General features: G+C 67.8%; 15 protein-coding genes. 10 read left to right on the forward strand and 5 right to left on the reverse strand.

Features of this window, described 5'->3' with window-relative positions; all coding sequences use genetic code 11:
• The first annotated feature begins 78 nt into the window (after window positions 1–78).
• Window positions 79–1335 carry an ABC transporter substrate-binding protein gene (locus F6W70_RS14175; protein WP_055870392.1) on the forward strand — a complete coding sequence of 419 codons (1257 nt, stop codon included), beginning with the start codon at window positions 79–81 and terminating at the stop codon, window positions 1333–1335.
• Between the two features lie 68 nt (window positions 1336–1403).
• Here F6W70_RS14175 and F6W70_RS14180 read toward each other — a convergent pair whose 3' ends face one another.
• From F6W70_RS14180 to F6W70_RS14195, 4 genes are all read right to left on the reverse strand, one after another.
• Complete coding sequence (locus F6W70_RS14180) at window positions 1404–2177, reverse strand: ABC transporter ATP-binding protein (protein ID WP_127481964.1); 774 nt, start codon at window positions 2175–2177, stop codon at window positions 1404–1406.
• Window positions 2174–3136: an ABC transporter ATP-binding protein gene (locus F6W70_RS14185; protein WP_151487258.1), complete on the reverse strand. Its 963-nt coding sequence runs from the start codon at window positions 3134–3136 to the stop codon at window positions 2174–2176. The genes F6W70_RS14180 and F6W70_RS14185 overlap by 4 nt, the downstream gene beginning before the upstream one ends.
• 67 nt (window positions 3137–3203) lie before the next feature.
• Window positions 3204–4181: a branched-chain amino acid ABC transporter permease gene (locus F6W70_RS14190; protein WP_151487073.1), complete on the reverse strand. Its 978-nt coding sequence runs from the start codon at window positions 4179–4181 to the stop codon at window positions 3204–3206.
• A gap of 5 nt (window positions 4182–4186) precedes the next feature.
• Window positions 4187–5470 carry a branched-chain amino acid ABC transporter permease gene (locus F6W70_RS14195; RefSeq protein WP_036322675.1) on the reverse strand — a complete coding sequence of 428 codons (1284 nt, stop codon included), beginning with the start codon at window positions 5468–5470 and terminating at the stop codon, window positions 4187–4189.
• Between the two features lie 318 nt (window positions 5471–5788).
• On the opposite strand from F6W70_RS14195, the gene guaB reads away from it, so the two are divergent.
• Window positions 5789–7291, forward strand: a complete 1503-nt coding sequence (gene guaB, locus F6W70_RS14200; RefSeq protein WP_017828274.1) for an IMP dehydrogenase — start codon at window positions 5789–5791, stop codon at window positions 7289–7291.
• A 72-nt stretch (window positions 7292–7363) separates the two neighbouring features.
• Here guaB and F6W70_RS14205 read toward each other — a convergent pair whose 3' ends face one another.
• Window positions 7364–7837, reverse strand: a complete 474-nt coding sequence (locus tag F6W70_RS14205) for a DUF4190 domain-containing protein (RefSeq protein ID WP_127481965.1) — start codon at window positions 7835–7837, stop codon at window positions 7364–7366.
• Between the two features lie 170 nt (window positions 7838–8007).
• On the opposite strand from F6W70_RS14205, the gene F6W70_RS14210 reads away from it, so the two are divergent.
• From F6W70_RS14210 to F6W70_RS14240, 8 genes are all read left to right on the forward strand, one after another.
• Window positions 8008–8322: a DUF2277 domain-containing protein gene (locus tag F6W70_RS14210; RefSeq protein ID WP_055870406.1), complete on the forward strand. Its 315-nt coding sequence runs from the start codon at window positions 8008–8010 to the stop codon at window positions 8320–8322.
• Window positions 8323–8468: 146 nt separating this feature from the next.
• Window positions 8469–9512 carry a response regulator gene (locus tag F6W70_RS14215; protein WP_151487074.1) on the forward strand — a complete coding sequence of 348 codons (1044 nt, stop codon included), beginning with the start codon at window positions 8469–8471 and terminating at the stop codon, window positions 9510–9512.
• The gene (locus F6W70_RS14220) at window positions 9512–10501 is read left to right on the forward strand and encodes an ATP-grasp domain-containing protein (protein WP_151487075.1); all 990 of its coding nucleotides are present in this window, start codon (window positions 9512–9514) and stop codon (window positions 10499–10501) included. Before F6W70_RS14215 ends, F6W70_RS14220 begins: the two co-directional genes overlap by 1 nt.
• A complete protein-coding gene (locus F6W70_RS14225) occupies window positions 10498–11211 on the forward strand; it encodes a PHP domain-containing protein (protein WP_151487076.1) in 714 nt (237 codons plus the stop codon). The genes F6W70_RS14220 and F6W70_RS14225 overlap by 4 nt, the downstream gene beginning before the upstream one ends.
• The gene (locus F6W70_RS14230) at window positions 11211–12698 is read left to right on the forward strand and encodes a glycosyltransferase family 2 protein (protein ID WP_151487077.1); all 1488 of its coding nucleotides are present in this window, start codon (window positions 11211–11213) and stop codon (window positions 12696–12698) included. The genes F6W70_RS14225 and F6W70_RS14230 overlap by 1 nt, the downstream gene beginning before the upstream one ends.
• Window positions 12695–12838, forward strand: a complete 144-nt coding sequence (locus F6W70_RS17850) for a hypothetical protein (protein ID WP_170287922.1) — start codon at window positions 12695–12697, stop codon at window positions 12836–12838. Before F6W70_RS14230 ends, F6W70_RS17850 begins: the two co-directional genes overlap by 4 nt.
• On the forward strand, window positions 12835–13182 hold the full coding sequence (locus F6W70_RS14235; RefSeq protein WP_055877392.1) for a response regulator transcription factor: 348 nt from the start codon (window positions 12835–12837) through the stop codon (window positions 13180–13182). The genes F6W70_RS17850 and F6W70_RS14235 overlap by 4 nt, the downstream gene beginning before the upstream one ends.
• Entirely contained in the window at window positions 13179–14984 is a 1806-nt protein-coding gene (locus F6W70_RS14240) for a sensor histidine kinase (RefSeq protein ID WP_055877394.1), read from the forward strand. Before F6W70_RS14235 ends, F6W70_RS14240 begins: the two co-directional genes overlap by 4 nt.
• The last annotated feature ends 97 nt before the right edge of the window (window positions 14985–15081 follow it).

The raw sequence follows: 15081 nt of genomic DNA on the forward strand, positions 1-15081 counted from the left end.
GCCTAGTGTTAGAGCACCCGATTGTGGCCAGAATCCACGTTCAGTCACAATCCACGTTCAGTTACGCAAGGGAGCATCATGAACGCATTGAAGGGCTCGCGCACAGCGAAGGTCTTCGCCGGGATCGCACTGATCAGTGCATCCGCCATCGTCATCGCCGGCTGCAGCAGCACTCCGAGCTCGGAGAGCGGTGGCAGCGACAAGCCCGCAGCCGATCTGACGCTCAAGCTCGGATCGCTGCTTCCGCAGACGGGGTCGCTGGCATTCCTGGGCCCGCCCATGGAATCCGGCGTCGGACTCGCGGTCCAGGAGGTCAACGAGGCCGCTGCCGGTGTCACGATCGACCTGACGGCCGAGGACGAGGGCGACACTGACACCAAGGCCTACGAGACCTCGATCACCAAGCTGCAGGGCGCCGGCGTCTCCGCCATCGTCGGAGCCGCCGCATCGGGCGTCTCCAAGCTCATCCTCGACGGGAACGTGAGCGCGGGGATCCTTCAGATCTCGGCGTCGAACACGTCTCCCGACTTCACCACGTGGGACGACAGCGGCCTGTACTTCCGCACCGCACCCAGTGACCTGCTGCAGGGCGAGGTGCTGGGCAACCTGATCGCCGAGGACGGCGCCAAGAGCCTCGGCATCATCTACCAGAACGACGCCTACGGCACCGGCCTGAACGACGCCATCACGACGACGTTCGAGGGCACCGGCGGCGAGGTCGTCGAGTCGGTCTCGTTCAACGTCGGCGACGCGCAGTTCGACGCTCAGGTCGAGTCGATCAAGGCCCAGAACCCCGACGCGGTCGCGATCGTGTCGTTCGACCAGTTCAAGACCATCGCGCCGCTGCTGGTGAACGCCGGCATCTCGGCCGACAAGTTCTACATGGTCGACGGCAACCTGTCCGACTACGGCTCGGAGATCCCGGTCTCGCTCGAGGGCGCGCAGGGAACCAAGGCCGGTCCTGCTCTCGCGGATGACTTCACCACCCGTCTCCAGGACTACTGGACCGGCGAAGGCAACCCCGAGGTCAAGGACTTCACCTACGCGGCAGAGGCGTACGACGCCGTCATCCTCGTGGCTCTGGCCTCGCTCGCGGCCGGCTCCACCGAGGGCGCGGACATCGCGGCCAAGATGCAGGAGGTCTCGGGCGGTTCGGGCGACGGCAAGAAGTGCACCAGCTTCGCCGAGTGCGCCAAGATCATCAACGACGGCGGCGTGGCCGACTACGACGGCTACTCCGGCGACATCACGTTCGATGAGGCCGGCGACCCCCAGGGTGCCTCGATCGGCATCTACAAGTACGGTGCCGACAACATGATCACCCGCACCAACTGATCACACGATCACATGACGAAGGCCCCGGATCCGATCCGGGGCCTTTGTCGTGGGGTCGAGTCTGTGGCTCAGGCCGCGTCGGTGCCGAGCGTTCCGAGGTAGAGACCGATCACCTTCGGGTCGTTGAGCAGATCACGGCCGGTGCCCTCGTGGGCGTCCTTGCCCTGATCGAGCACGTACCCGCGGTCGCAGATCTGGAGGCAGCGTCGGGCGTTCTGCTCGACCATGATCGTCGTGACGCCGGCCTTGTTGATGTCGGACACCCGGATGAACGCGTCGTCCTGCCGCACGGGGGAGAGCCCGGCCGACGGCTCGTCGAGCAGCAGCACCGACGGATCCATCATGAGCGCGCGCGACATGGCGACCATCTGCCGCTCGCCGCCGGAGAGGGATCCGGCGCGCTGCTTGAGGCGCTTGCCCAGCTCGGCGAAGATGCCGGTGACGAACTCGAGCCGTTCCGCGTAGATCTTGGGGTTCTGGTAGAGCCCCATCTGCAGGTTCTCCTCGATCGACAGCGACGGGAAGACGTTGTTCGTCTGCGGCACGAAAGCGACCCCGCGTCGGACCAGCTTGTCGGCCTTCAGGCCGACGATGCTCTCGCCCTTGACCGTGATGTCGCCGCTGCGCACGTTCACCAGCCCGAAGATCGCCTTCAGCAGGGTCGACTTGCCGGCGCCGTTCGGGCCGATGATCCCGATCAGCTCGCCCTGGCGGGCGACGAGGTTCGCGCCGTTGAGGATGTTCACCCCGGGGAGATAGCCGGCGTGGACGTCGGTCAACTCGACCACGACGTCGTCCTGAGGCGCGCTCTGCGGTGCGTTCGTCGGCGATTCCGCGCTCATGCGGTGCCCTTCCCCTCTGTGCCGGAGGCGGGATCGCTCGCTTCGAGCTCGGCCTCTGCTTCGATCTTCTCGCGGAGTCGGATCGCGGCGGCATCCTCGAGCACCGGGATGCGTCCGGTGACCGCGCCCAGGTCGAGATCCTGGTGCGCACCAAGGTACGCATCCACGACCGCGGGGTTCTCCATGACCTCGTCGGGAGGTCCCTCCGCGACGACGCGGCCCTCGGCCATGACGATCACCCAGTCCGCGATGTGGCGGACCATGTGCATGTCGTGCTCGACGAAGAGCACCGTCATCCCCTGCTCCTTCAGATCGAGGATGTGGTCGAGGAGCGACTGCGTGAGAGCGGGGTTGACGCCGGCCATGGGCTCGTCGAGCATCACCAGCGTCGGGTCGCTCATCAGCGCCCTGGCCATCTCGAGGAGCTTGCGCTGGCCACCAGAGAGCGACGCCGCGAAGTCCTTCTCCTTGGCATCGAGCTTGAAGCGCGTGAGCAACTCGCGTGCCTTGCCTTCGATCTCGGTGTCCTGCGCTCGCCAGAGGAAGGGCAACAGACTCGACCAGAAGCCCTCCCCGCGCTGATGCGGAGCTCCGAGCTTCATGTTCTCGAGGACCGTGAGGAGCGAGAGCGACTTGGTCAGCTGGAACGTGCGGACCTGTCCCATCCTTGCCACCTTGAACGACGGGACTCCCGAGAGGCTCGTTCCGTCGAAGGACCAGGTGCCGCTGTTGGGCTTGTCGAATCCGCAGAGCAGGTTGAACAGCGTGGTCTTGCCTGCTCCGTTCGGGCCGATCAGTGCGGTGATCGCTCCTCGCGGCACTTCGAGGTGGTCGACGTCGACGGCGGTCAGGCCACCGAAGCGACGCTGGACCGCATCGACGACGAGGATCGGATCGACCTTGGCGACCCCCGGCTTCACCTCGCCCTTGGTCAGACCGGTCGTCTTCGGGCGTCGGATGCTCCCTGTGGTGGGCGCGGCGTTCGCCGTGCCCTCGGCAGAGCCGGGGACCTGTTCCGGGGTCAGTTCATTTGACAAAGGTCATCTCCCTCTTGTCTCCGAGGATGCCCTGCGGGCGGAAGATCACGAGCAGCATCAGAGCGATGCCGACGAAGACGAAAACGAGCGTCGATGCCTGGCTGTCGGACATCGGCAGCAGGCCTGCTTTCGCCAGGGAGGGCAGGAGGTTGGCCATGAAGGCGAACACCACCCAGAACAGCACGGCGCCCAGCGTCGGTCCGAACACCGTGGCCGCCCCGCCCAGAAGGAGGATGGTCCACAGGAAGAACGTCAGCGACGTCGAGTAGCTGCCGGGGACGACGGCGGAGGGGAGGACGAAGATGATCCCGCCCGCGGCACCGATCACGCCACCCACGACGAGCGCCTGCATCTTGTAGGCGAAGACGTTCTTGCCGAGCGAGCGCACGGCGTCCTCGTCTTCGCGGATGCCCTTGAGGACGCGACCCCAGGGGCTGCGCATCAGCGCCCACACCAAGAGGATGGCCGCGGCGAGCACGATCACGCCGAAGACCCGGTTCCAGAGGTCGTTGGCGCTGTACATCCAGGGCCCGAACCCGTAGGTCCCGGGGGGAATGGGGTTCGCCTCGCGGAACCCGCCGTTGTACTGGGCCAGGCCGTCGGCGCTGTTGGTCCATTCGTCGAACAGCTGCGTCGTGAACAGCAGTCGCACGATCTCGCCGGCGGCGATCGTCGCGATCGCCAGGTAGTCGGCGCGAAGTCGCAGTGTCGGGATGCCGAGCAGGACGGCGAAGAGCGCGCCGCCGAGCAGACCGATGAGCATGCCGATCCACCAGGGCAGACCGAAGCTCAGCACCGAGATGGCGTAGCCGTAGCCGCCGATGGCCATGAAGGCGGCCATACCGAAGTTGAGCAGTCCCGCGTATCCGAAGTGCACGGCCAGGCCGGTCGCCGCGAGGGCGTAGGCGATGGTGACAGGGCTGAACAGGTAGACGGCCGTGTTCGAGAAGATGCTTCCGAAGTCCATGGCGATCAGCCCAACCTTTCCCTGCGTCCGAGCAGCCCCTGCGGTCTCACGAGGAGGATGACGATGAGCACCACGAGGGCGCTCGCATACTTCAGGTCGGACGGGATCCACAGGGTGGAGACCTCGACCGCCATCCCGACGATGAGGGAGCCCACCAGAGCACCGAACGCGGTGCCGAGGCCGCCGAGCGTGATCGCCGCGAAGATCAGCAGCAGCATCTGCATGCCCATGTCCCACTTCACACCGGGGCGGAAGTAGGCCCAGAGGATGCCGGAGATGGCCGCCAAGGTGCCGGAGAGGATCCAGACGTAGCGGATGACCTTGTCCACATCGATCCCGGAGGCGGCGGCGAGCTGCGGGTTGTCGGAGATCGCGCGTGTCGCCTTGCCGATGCGGGTGCGCGTCAGGAAGAAGGCCACGGCCAGGATCACCACGATGCTCACCCCCATCGCGATCATGTCGATGTAGGACAGCGAGATCGGCCCGAACTGGATCGGCGTGGGGCTGGCGCCGGGGAGCTGGTAGGTGCCGCCGCCGATCATGAACTGGAAGGCGTAGCGCAGTGCCAGCGAGAGTCCGATGCTGACGATCATCAGCTGCACGACGCCGAGACCGCGTCGTCGCAGGGGACGCCAGATGCCGGCATCCAACGCCCAGCCGAACAGGCCGCCGCCGATGACGGCTGCGGCGACGCCGAGCCACAACGGGAGGTGCCAGAACGTGGTCGTGACGAGGGCGACGAGGCCGCCCCAGGTCACCATCTCGGCGTGCGCGAAGTTCGACAGCCGCGTGGTGCCGTAGATGAGAGCGGCACCCATCGAGGCCAGTGCCAGCAGCAGACCGAAGTTCAGGCCGCCGACGAGTCGCGAGAGGAGCTGATCGATGAACGAGACGGTGATCCGCTGCCCCTCGCCGAGGAACAGATTCATGATCTTGGTCCCCGTGAGACCGAACTCGACCTCGAAGGAGGCGGTCGTTCCCGCGATCGGCTGCGTGCCCGGTGGCAGCAGGCTCGCATCGACGATCACACCGTCGGGGAGGGTCGACTCGTCGACCGTCAGCGTGTACTTCTCCTTCTCGGGCACGTACAGGCGCCACTTGCCTTCGGCGTCGGTCTCGGTCTCGCCCTTGAAACCGTTGCCTTCGATCGCCATGACGACGCCTTCGACGGGTTCGTCATCGAAGGTGACGACGCCGGCCAGGTAGAAGTCCGTGACCTCCTGCCCGTCGTCTGTCGTCTCGGCCGAGGCCGATGAGGGGGGCATGAACACGAACGCGCTGAGCGCCATGAGGACAGCGAGCAGCGCGACCACCCAGGGGCGCTTTCGCTGCACGGCGATTGTTGTGGGTCCCACGCAACCTCCACTTTGAGTGCTGTGTCTCTGCGATGACGGGTTCGACCGCAGGGATGGACGACGCACTTGAGCGTAATGCGCGATCGGCGATTCACCTACGGTCCGTGTCAACAGTCCGATAACGGCGGGGCTCTGGGAATGTTCTCGGACGTGTCTCGCTTAGAATCTTCATACGGGCCGCGGCCCCGCACCGGCCGACGTCGACCACCCCCTCGCACTCGGACATGCGCGACTCGCGCAGAAGGAGAATCCATGGAACAGCACGATCCCTTCGGCTTCGTCGGGCTGACGTACGATGACGTGCTGCTGCTCCCCGGGCACACCGATGTGATCCCGAGCGAGGCCGACACCTCGTCGCGGATCACGCGCCGCATCTCGGTCGCCACCCCGCTGCTCTCCAGCGCGATGGACACGGTCACCGAGTCGCGCATGGCGATCGCGATGGCGCGCGAGGGCGGCATCGGAATCCTCCACCGCAACCTCTCCATCGCCGACCAGGCCGCGCACGTCGACCGCGTCAAGCGCAGCGAGTCCGGCATGATCACCGACCCCATCACGACGACGCAGGACGCGACGGTCGAAGAGGTCGACAACCTCTGCGCGAAGTACCGCATCTCGGGTCTTCCCGTCGTCGACGACGAGGGCAAGCTCGTCGGCATCATCACGAACCGCGACATGCGGTTCGTCTCGGGCTTCGAGCGTCAGACCACCTTCGTCAAGGACGTCATGACCAGGGAGAACCTGGTCACGGCTCCGGTCGGCGTGGCCGCGGGCGAGGTCATCGCCCTGTTCGCGAAGCACCGCGTCGAGAAGCTGCCGCTCATCGACGGCGACGGCAAGCTCGCCGGCCTCATCACCATCAAGGACTTCGACAAGAGCGAGAAGTACCCGCTCGCCACCAAGGATGACCAGGGCCGTCTGCGCGTCGGCGCTGCCATCGGCTTCTTCGGCGATGCCTGGGAGCGTGCCGAGGCGCTGCGCGACGCCGGTGTCGACGTTCTCGTGGTCGACACCGCCAACGGGCAGTCGCAGGGCGTCATCGATCTCGTTCGCCGGTTGAAGGCCGACGAGTCCTTCGCCCACATCGACATCATCGGCGGCAACGTCGCGACCCGCGAAGGCGCCCAGGCCCTGATCGACGCCGGCGTCGACGCCGTCAAGGTCGGAGTGGGCCCCGGGTCGATCTGCACCACGCGCGTCGTCGCCGGTGTCGGAGTGCCCCAGGTCACGGCAGTCTACGAAGCATCGCTCGCCGCTCGCCCCGCCGGCGTCCCCGTGATCGCCGACGGCGGCCTGCAGTATTCGGGCGACATCGCCAAGGCGCTGGTCGCCGGTGCCGACGCCGTGATGCTCGGCTCGCTCCTGGCCGGAACCGACGAGTCTCCCGGCGAGATCGTGTTCCAGTCCGGCAAGCAGTTCAAGCAGTACCGGGGCATGGGTTCGCTGGGCGCGATGCAGACCCGCGGCAAGCAGACCTCGTACTCGAAGGACCGCTACTTCCAGGCCGACGTCCCCAGTGACGACAAGCTGATCCCGGAGGGCATCGAGGGGCAGGTGCCCTACCGAGGACCGCTCTCCGCCGTCGCCTATCAGCTGGTCGGCGGACTGCGCCAGTCGATGTTCTACGTCGGCGCGCGCACGATCGAAGAGCTCAAGACGCGCGGCAAGTTCGTGCGCATCACCTCGGCCGGTCTCAAGGAATCGCACCCGCACGACGTGCAGATCGTGGTCGAGGCCCCGAACTACAAGAAGTAGTCGTCAGCCGACGCACGAGGGACCGGATGCGAAACGCATCCGGTTCCTCGTCCTTGCTGCGTCGCGCACGGGTCAGCCGCAGGTATAGGTGACCCCGTTGACCTCCCAGACGCCTGTGCCGAGTTCGGCACACATGCCGAAGATGGCGGCGAAGAAGGCGATGAAGAGGATGATCCCGATGATCTCGACGATCGTCAGGACCGCGCCGACGACGATGCCGGCGATCGCGAGACCCTTCGGCTGTCCGGCTTTGCCGAGCTTCACGGCGGCGACGATGCTCAGGATGAGGCCGATCGGGGCCGCCACGAACGCCAGGACGAGTCCGACGATCGACAGCACGCGCCCCGGCGGGCTCGGCTCGGGCTGCGGATACGCAGGCGCGGCGGGCGCCGAGTAGCCGGCGGCGGGCGCGGCGCCCGGCCCGGCGTCCCACGTCGGAGGCCCAGTCGGAGGTGCGGCCGGAGGGGCCGGGGGCGCGGTCGGTGGCGGGGTCACCGGGTTCGAGGAATCCGGTGCAGGCGGTTCGGGGAACGGGGGATTCGTCATGTTCTGTCCTGTCGACGGGGTGAGAGGTCACGCGCCGGCGGTTCCGGTAGCCCCGAGCGTAGCGAGGGCCCTCCGCTCGCACCATCCCCCCACGATGCGCGGGCCGTGGGCCGGGGCGGGCTCCGGTTCCTGCCCTTCCGTCGACCTGCGAGCGGGCGTAGCGTGCGCGTATGTGTCGGAACATCGTCCCGTTGAACAATCTCGAGCCCGCAGCGACCGATGAGGAATGCCACGACGCCGCCCTGCAGTTCGTGCGCAAGATCGCCGGGACCACGGCGCCGTCCCGAGCCAACCAGACCGCCTTCGACAGCGCGGTCGGCGAGATCGCCCAGGTCGTGAGCCGTCTTCTGAGCGAACTCGTGACCACCGCGCCACCGAAGAACCGCGAAGACGAAGCAGCGAAGCGGCGGGCGAGATCCGCGGAGCGCTACGAGGCGATCCGGGTCTTCCAACAGGAGAAGCGTGCCGCCCGCGCGGGAGGGTAGGGGAAGCACCGTCGGCGGCGGCGACACCGTATGCCAGAATCGACATACCCCGCTCGACTTTCCCTGCGGTCCCGGTGTTGAAGGCGCCGAGATCGCGTCACCGATCCCCATCGGTCAGGGAACCTCCCCAAGGAGAGCTGTAGAAAATGTCTGAGGATTCTCCTCGCGTACTCGTCGTCGATGACGATCCGGACGTCGCCCTGCTCGTGAAGACCGTGCTCGAGCGGCGCGCCGGGTGCATCGTCGATGTCGCCGGAGACGGCCTGTCGGCGGTGGAGCGCGTCGCCGCCATGCGCCCAGACGTCGTCGTGACCGACATCGAGATGCCGGGGCTCAGCGGTCTCGAGCTGCTGGCCGAGCTGCGGCGCACGGTGCCCTCGGTTCCCGTCGTGGTGATGACCGCCCATGTCTCCGTCGAATACGCGGTCTCCGCATTGCGGGCGCAGGCCGATGAGTTCCTGACCAAGCCGCTCGACAACGGCAAGCTCGTCGAGGCGGTCATGCGTCTCGTCGAGGAGGGCCGTCGTCGTCGCGAAGTGGCCCGCAAGCCCGAGCGGGTGCTCGCGATCGGAGCGCACCCCGATGATGTCGAGATCGGCGTCGGAGGACTCCTCGCCGCGCATGCCCAGGCTCAGGACGAGATCACGATCCTCACTCTCTCCCGCGGAGCCAGAGGGGGAGATGCCGACAGCCGGCAGAACGAGTCCCTGGCGTCTGCCGACATGCTGGGCGCCCGTCTCTTCCTGAAGGATCTCGTCGACACCGAGATCTCGGGAGGCGGCTCCACCGTCCGGATCATCGAAGAGGTCGTGCAGGAGGTCCAGCCGACGATCGTCTACACCCACTCGAGCCACGACCGCCATCAGGATCACCGCGCCGTGAGCGAGGCGACCATCGTGGCCACGCGGCGCGTGGGAACGGTGGCGTGCTACCAGAGCCCGTCATCGACGATCGACTTCCGCCCCACGCGGTTCGTGCGCATCGATCACTTCCTCGACGACAAGCTCCGGCTGCTCGAACGCTTCGGCTCCCAGACGGCGAGTCGTGACTACCTGGAACCCGAGTTCGTCACCGCGACGGCGCGGTACTGGTCGAGGTTCGGCGGGGGCACCGCCGTCGAACCCCTGGAAGTGGTGCGCGAGACAGCCGAGTTCATCGGTGCCCACGAACTCACGCGACGGGAGAGCTGATGACCAAGCGGGTGCTGGTGACGGGTGCGGGCGGACCGGCGGGTGTCGCCGTGATCCGGTCGCTGCTTCGTCGATCGGATCTGACCGTGTTCGCCGCCGACATGGACGGCTGGGCGAGCGGCATCTACCTCGTGCCTCCGGCGCAGCGTCGGCTGGTGCCGCCGGGGAGGGATGACGACTTCGTGCCGGCGATCGCCCGGTTGGTCGCGGAAGACGACCTCGACCTGGTGATCTCGACCGTCGACGTCGAACTCATCGCCCTCGCGGGTCGGCGCGACGAGCTGGCCCCTGCCGTCCTGGCAGCGCCCTCGGCGGAGACTCTGCACACCGCGCTCGACAAGCTCGCTCTCGCCGAGCGCTGCGCACCGACCGGACTCACCCCGCGCACCGTCCTCGCAGGACCGGACGCCGAGGCCGTCGACTGGGAGTTCCCTGTCTTCGCCAAGCCGCGTCAGGGGGCGGGCAGCCGCGGTGTGCGGCTGGTCCCCGATCGCGCAGCCCTTGAGGCGCTGCCGGGCGACGAGGGGCTCATCGTGCAGGACTTCCTCCCGGGGGAGGAGTACTCCGTCGATGTCATCGCCGACGCCGCGGGCACCATCGTCGCCGCGGTGCCCCGCACCCGCGCCAGGGTCGATTCCGGTGTGGCGATCGCCGGACGCACCGTGCGCGACCCCGAGCTCGAGGAGACGGCAGCATCGATCGCGCGCGCGATCGGGCTCGTCGGCGTCGCGAACGTGCAGCTGCGTCGCGATCGCAGCGGCCGGGCGGTGCTGCTCGAGGTCAACCCACGCTTCCCCGGTGCCCTGCCCCTGACGATCGCGGCCGGTGTCGACATCCCGTCGCTCGTCGCCGATCTGTTCCTCGGGCGCGAGCTGCCCGTGCGTATCCCGTTCCGCGAGATCGCCTCGGTGCGCTTCCTGGAGGATGTGATCGTCGAGATCGACGACGTGCTGGTCTCCGACCATGCGGGGCATCAGGAGGAGCTGTGAGCCACGCGCTGCTTCGCGGCGACCATCACGTGCATTCGACGTTCTCGGACGATGCGGTGTCGACGCTCGCACAGAACGTCGAGGCGGCGGCATCGGCCGGGTTGAGCACGCTGCGGCTGGTCGATCACGTGCGCCGGAGCACCACCTGGGTTCCGGAGTACCTCTCCGCCGTGCGTGCCCTCAGGGTTCCGGACGGCCTGACCGTGCTCACCGGCGTGGAGGCGAAGATCCTCGACGTCGCCGGCGCACTCGATGTGCCGCCGCTTCCGGACGGGATCGATCGGATCCTCATCGCCGACCACCAGTTCCCCGGTGTCGACGGCCCTCTCGGCCCCTCCGCCGTGCGGGAGCGGATCGCCGCGGGCTGGGCGACCGACGACGTGCTCGACCAGTTCGTCGAGGCGCTCATCGCGACGATGCGCCGGTACCCGGGGAACCAGCTCGCGCACTGCTTCTCGATCCTCCCGAAGATCGGGCTGTCGGAGGCCGACGTGGGCACGCAGCGGACGGATGCCTGGGCACGAGCCGCCGCCGAGACCGACACGCTCGTCGAGGTGAACGAGAAGTGGGGCTGCCCCGGGGCCGGGGCCTTGGCCGCATTGCGTCGTGCCGGCGCGACGATCGTCGCCTCTACCGACAGCCACGACGCGTCGGAGGTCGGCCGATACTCCCGGATCCTCCCGTTGCTCGACGCGGAGGAGGCATCCTGATGACGGACCTCTCCGTGCTGGAGACCGTGCTGGTCGTCATCCTCCTGCTGTGCGTCCTGGTCGGCACGCTGCCCGTGATCAACACCGGGTTGCAGTTCCTCGCGCTGCCTCTGCACGCGTTCCGCAACCACTACGGCAAGGCCGCGCCGTACCACCCGAACGTCGCCGTCATCATCCCGGCGTGGAACGAGGGGGCGGTGATCGGCCCCGCGATCGAACGTCTGCTGCAGCTGGAGTATCCCGCCGAGCGCCTTCGGATCTTCGTCGTCGACGATGCCTCGACGGACGAAACCCCCGCGATCGTCGGCGCCAAGGCGCAGTCCCACCCCGGTCGCGTCGTGCATCTGCGGCGCGAGAAGGGCGGCGAGGGCAAGGCGCACACTCTCAATCACGGCCTCGACGTCGTCCTAGCCGACTCCTGGACCGAGTCCGTGCTGATCATGGACGCGGATGTGATCTTCGCGCGCGACTCGCTGCGCAAACTCACCAGGCACCTCGCCGATGAGAAGGTCGGCGCCGTCACCGCGTACATCGCGGAGGGCAGCCGCGACCGCAACTACCTCACGCGGTTCATCGCGATCGAGTACGTGATCGGCCAGCTCTCCGCCCGTCGCGTGCAGAACGTGGGCGGCGCGATCGCCTGCCTCGCCGGCGGTGCGCAGCTGCACTCGCGGGCGAACCTCGAGGCCATCGGCGGAAGGATCCCCACGGGGACACTCGCCGAGGACACGATGACGACCTTCGAGGGGCAGCTCAAGGGGCGGCGGATGGTCTTCGAGCCGCACGCCGTGGTGCTGGCCGAGGAGCCGCGGACGATCGACAGTCTGTGGAAGCAGCGGCTGCGCTGGGCGCGCGGGAACGTGCAGCTCACCTCGATCTATCGCAAGCTCTGGTTCCGTCCGAGCCGGGAGCACAACCTGGGCAGTTTCGGGTTCGGTCTCGCGTGGTTCACGATCCTGCTGCTGCCCGCCTTCATGCTCCTGGCCGCGGCGGGGATGCTCGCACTGCTCGTCCTGCACAGCGACATCGCCGAGTTCGTCTTCCGCTTCATGTGGATCTCCGCAGCCTGCATCTACCTCTTCTCGATGCTGTACTCGGTGCAGCTCGATCCGCGGACGGGCCGGCATTCCTGGCGCGAGGCGATCATGTTCCCGGGGCTCGGGGCGCTGATCCTGATGGCCATCGCGCTGTTCCCCTGGGCGTTCGAGTCGCTCCTCACGGTGATCGGGCTGGGACTCACGGATCAGTCGCGCTTCATGTGGGCCGTGATCTTCTACCTGTGGGGGCCGATCTCGATGCTCGGCATCTGGCTGGCGCGTGCCGTGGAGCCCCTTCCCGGCGGCCGGTTCTTCGCGGGCCTGCTGCTCTACATCTGCGGGTACGGCTCCCTGCTGTGCGCCATCACCGTCGACTCCTACATCAAGGAGTGGCGTCGGGCCGATGCCTCCTGGATCAAGACCGAGAAGATCGGACGTGTCGACTCATGATCGAAACCCCGTCGCATGATGCCGAGGAGGACGAGATCGTCTCGGACGCCAGACGAGAGCGTCGGCTCATCCCGCAGGCGCTGCTCGCCCTCGCCGTCGTGGTCGTCGTCGTCGTGGTGCGAGAGCTGTTGCTTCGATGACCGGCAGGCCGCTGGCCCTCGTCGTCGAGGACGCCCCTGATCAGGCCGCGCTGCTGCGCCGCTACCTCGATCGTGAGGGCTTCGACGTCTTCGTCGCCCGCGACGCGGAGTCGGCGATCGCGGCGTTCGCCGAGATCGACCCCGTCCTGGCTGTGCTCGACCTCTTCCTCCCCGGCATCTCGGGTCAGGAGTGCGCGCGCGCAGTCCGCGAGCGCTTCCCGGAGTGCTTCCTCGTGATCAGTTCGGTGCTCGACGCCGTCGACTACCCGCCGGCCGATGCCGTCCTGCCGAAGCCGATCACGGGCTCCGATCTGCATGCCATCGTGGAGAGGGTTCGACGATGAGGGCGACACCGCTGGACCGTGCGGAGAACCGCTGGTACCAGGTCTTCGACAACCCGAGCCCGCTGCTCAAGCAGGCGCCGACGGTCATCGCGACGGTTGTCGCGGCGATCCTGACCTGGTGGGTCCCCGACCTTCCGATCTCACGCATCGCGCCGGCGGTGGCAGGGGTCGCCATCGTCCTCGTCGCCACGGTGGTCGCGGCCGTCCTCACGGTACGCGGGGTCCATGAGGGCTGGGTCGTGCTGCTCATCCCCATCGTCGACATCGCCGGTCTCGGGCTCTTTCGCACCGGCACCGGGGGCCCCACCTCGCTCTTCTCGTCGCTCGTGCTGCTGCCCGTGGTCTGGCTGGCCGCGGCCCCCGGCATCCGCTGGGTGTTCGTCGTCGGCGGGTTGACCTCCATCGCCCTGCTGATGCCGTACTTCACCGACCCACCCGACACCTCGGTCGAGTGGCTGCGCGGGGTGGTGGGTCCCCTCGTGTTCTCCGCGGTGGCCGCCGTCATCAACCAGCTCTCGCGGCAGCAGCGCATGCGCGTCGAGCAGGCGGAGGAACTCGTGGCCGAGCGCACCAGGTCGCTGTCGGAGAACGTCGCGATGATCGTGCAACTGCGCGACAAGGAGCGTCAGTACCGAGAGCTGTTGGATTCCTTCGAGAGCCTGTGGTCATCGATCACGGCGCAGGCGGTGATCGCCACGGACCGCGGCGGCATCGTGACGGCCTGGAACCCCGGGGCCGTCCGGCTTCTCGGCCTGCCGGTCGACGAGGCGCTGGGCGGCGTCCGCATCGACCGCTTCTTCTCGAGCGCCGCGCTGTCGATGCTGGCGTCGGACAACACGGAGCCACCGCATCCGGTAGACGGCCTGTCGATGGCAGACGGCGCGCTCGCCCCCGGCATCAGGGCTCTGTTCGCCCAGGCCGACGCGGGACTCACGGTCGACGGCGACATCGAGGTGGTCACGGCGGCAGGCACCACGGTTCCGGCGCGCGTGACCGTCAGCCCGCACAAGGACGGCGCCGGTGCGCAGCAGGGCTATCTGTTCGTCCTCACCGATGAGACCAGGGCCGTCGAGGTCGCCCGCATGAAGGACGAGTTCGTCGGGATGATCTCGCACGAGCTGCGCACGCCCCTCAGCGCGATCATCGGTTTCCTCGACCTCCTCCAGAACGATCCGGCGCAGCCGCTCACCGACGATCAGCAGGAGTTCGTCGGCATCATCGAGCGCAACGCGCAGCGTCTGCTCAACCTCGTCGGCGATCTGCTCTTCACCGCTCAGGTCGAATCCGGACGATTCCCGCTCGAGCGCGAGGAGGCCGACGTCGCCGCGCTGGTCCGGTCGGCGGTGGCGTCGGCCGGCCCGCACGCGCAGCGAGAGGGAGTCGAGCTCGTGGCGGAGGTCGAGCCGGGTGCCGTGCCCGTCTTCATCGACGCCGGCAGGGTGGGGCAGGCCATCGACAACCTGCTCTCCAACGCCATCAAGTTCACCCCGCGAGGGGGCACGGTCACCGCCCGCGTGCGCGCGGTCGACGGCGGCGTGGAGTTCTCGATCGCCGACACCGGGGTCGGCATCCCCGAAGACGAACAGGGGATGCTCTTCACCCGCTTCTTCCGCGCATCGACCGCGACGCGCAATGCGGTGCCGGGGGTGGGGCTCGGTCTCACGATCACCCGCGCGATCGTCCTGGCGCACGGCGGGACGATGGAGGTCTCGAGCCAGGAGGGCGTGGGAACGGAGTTCCGCTTCACCCTGCCGGCGGCTCCCCGCACCGAGGTGCTGATGAGTCTGAGCCGCGCCGACTGATCGCGGCTCCAGAGGAGAGGACATCGCCGTGACGCCGTGTGTCCGGGTGTGAAGCCCGATGACGGACGGCAGGCGCCACGCGGGCGCTGCTCGCTAG

Origin of the sequence: Microbacterium maritypicum (assembly GCF_008868125.1) — a bacterium.
GTDB lineage: Bacteria > Actinomycetota > Actinomycetes > Actinomycetales > Microbacteriaceae > Microbacterium > Microbacterium maritypicum.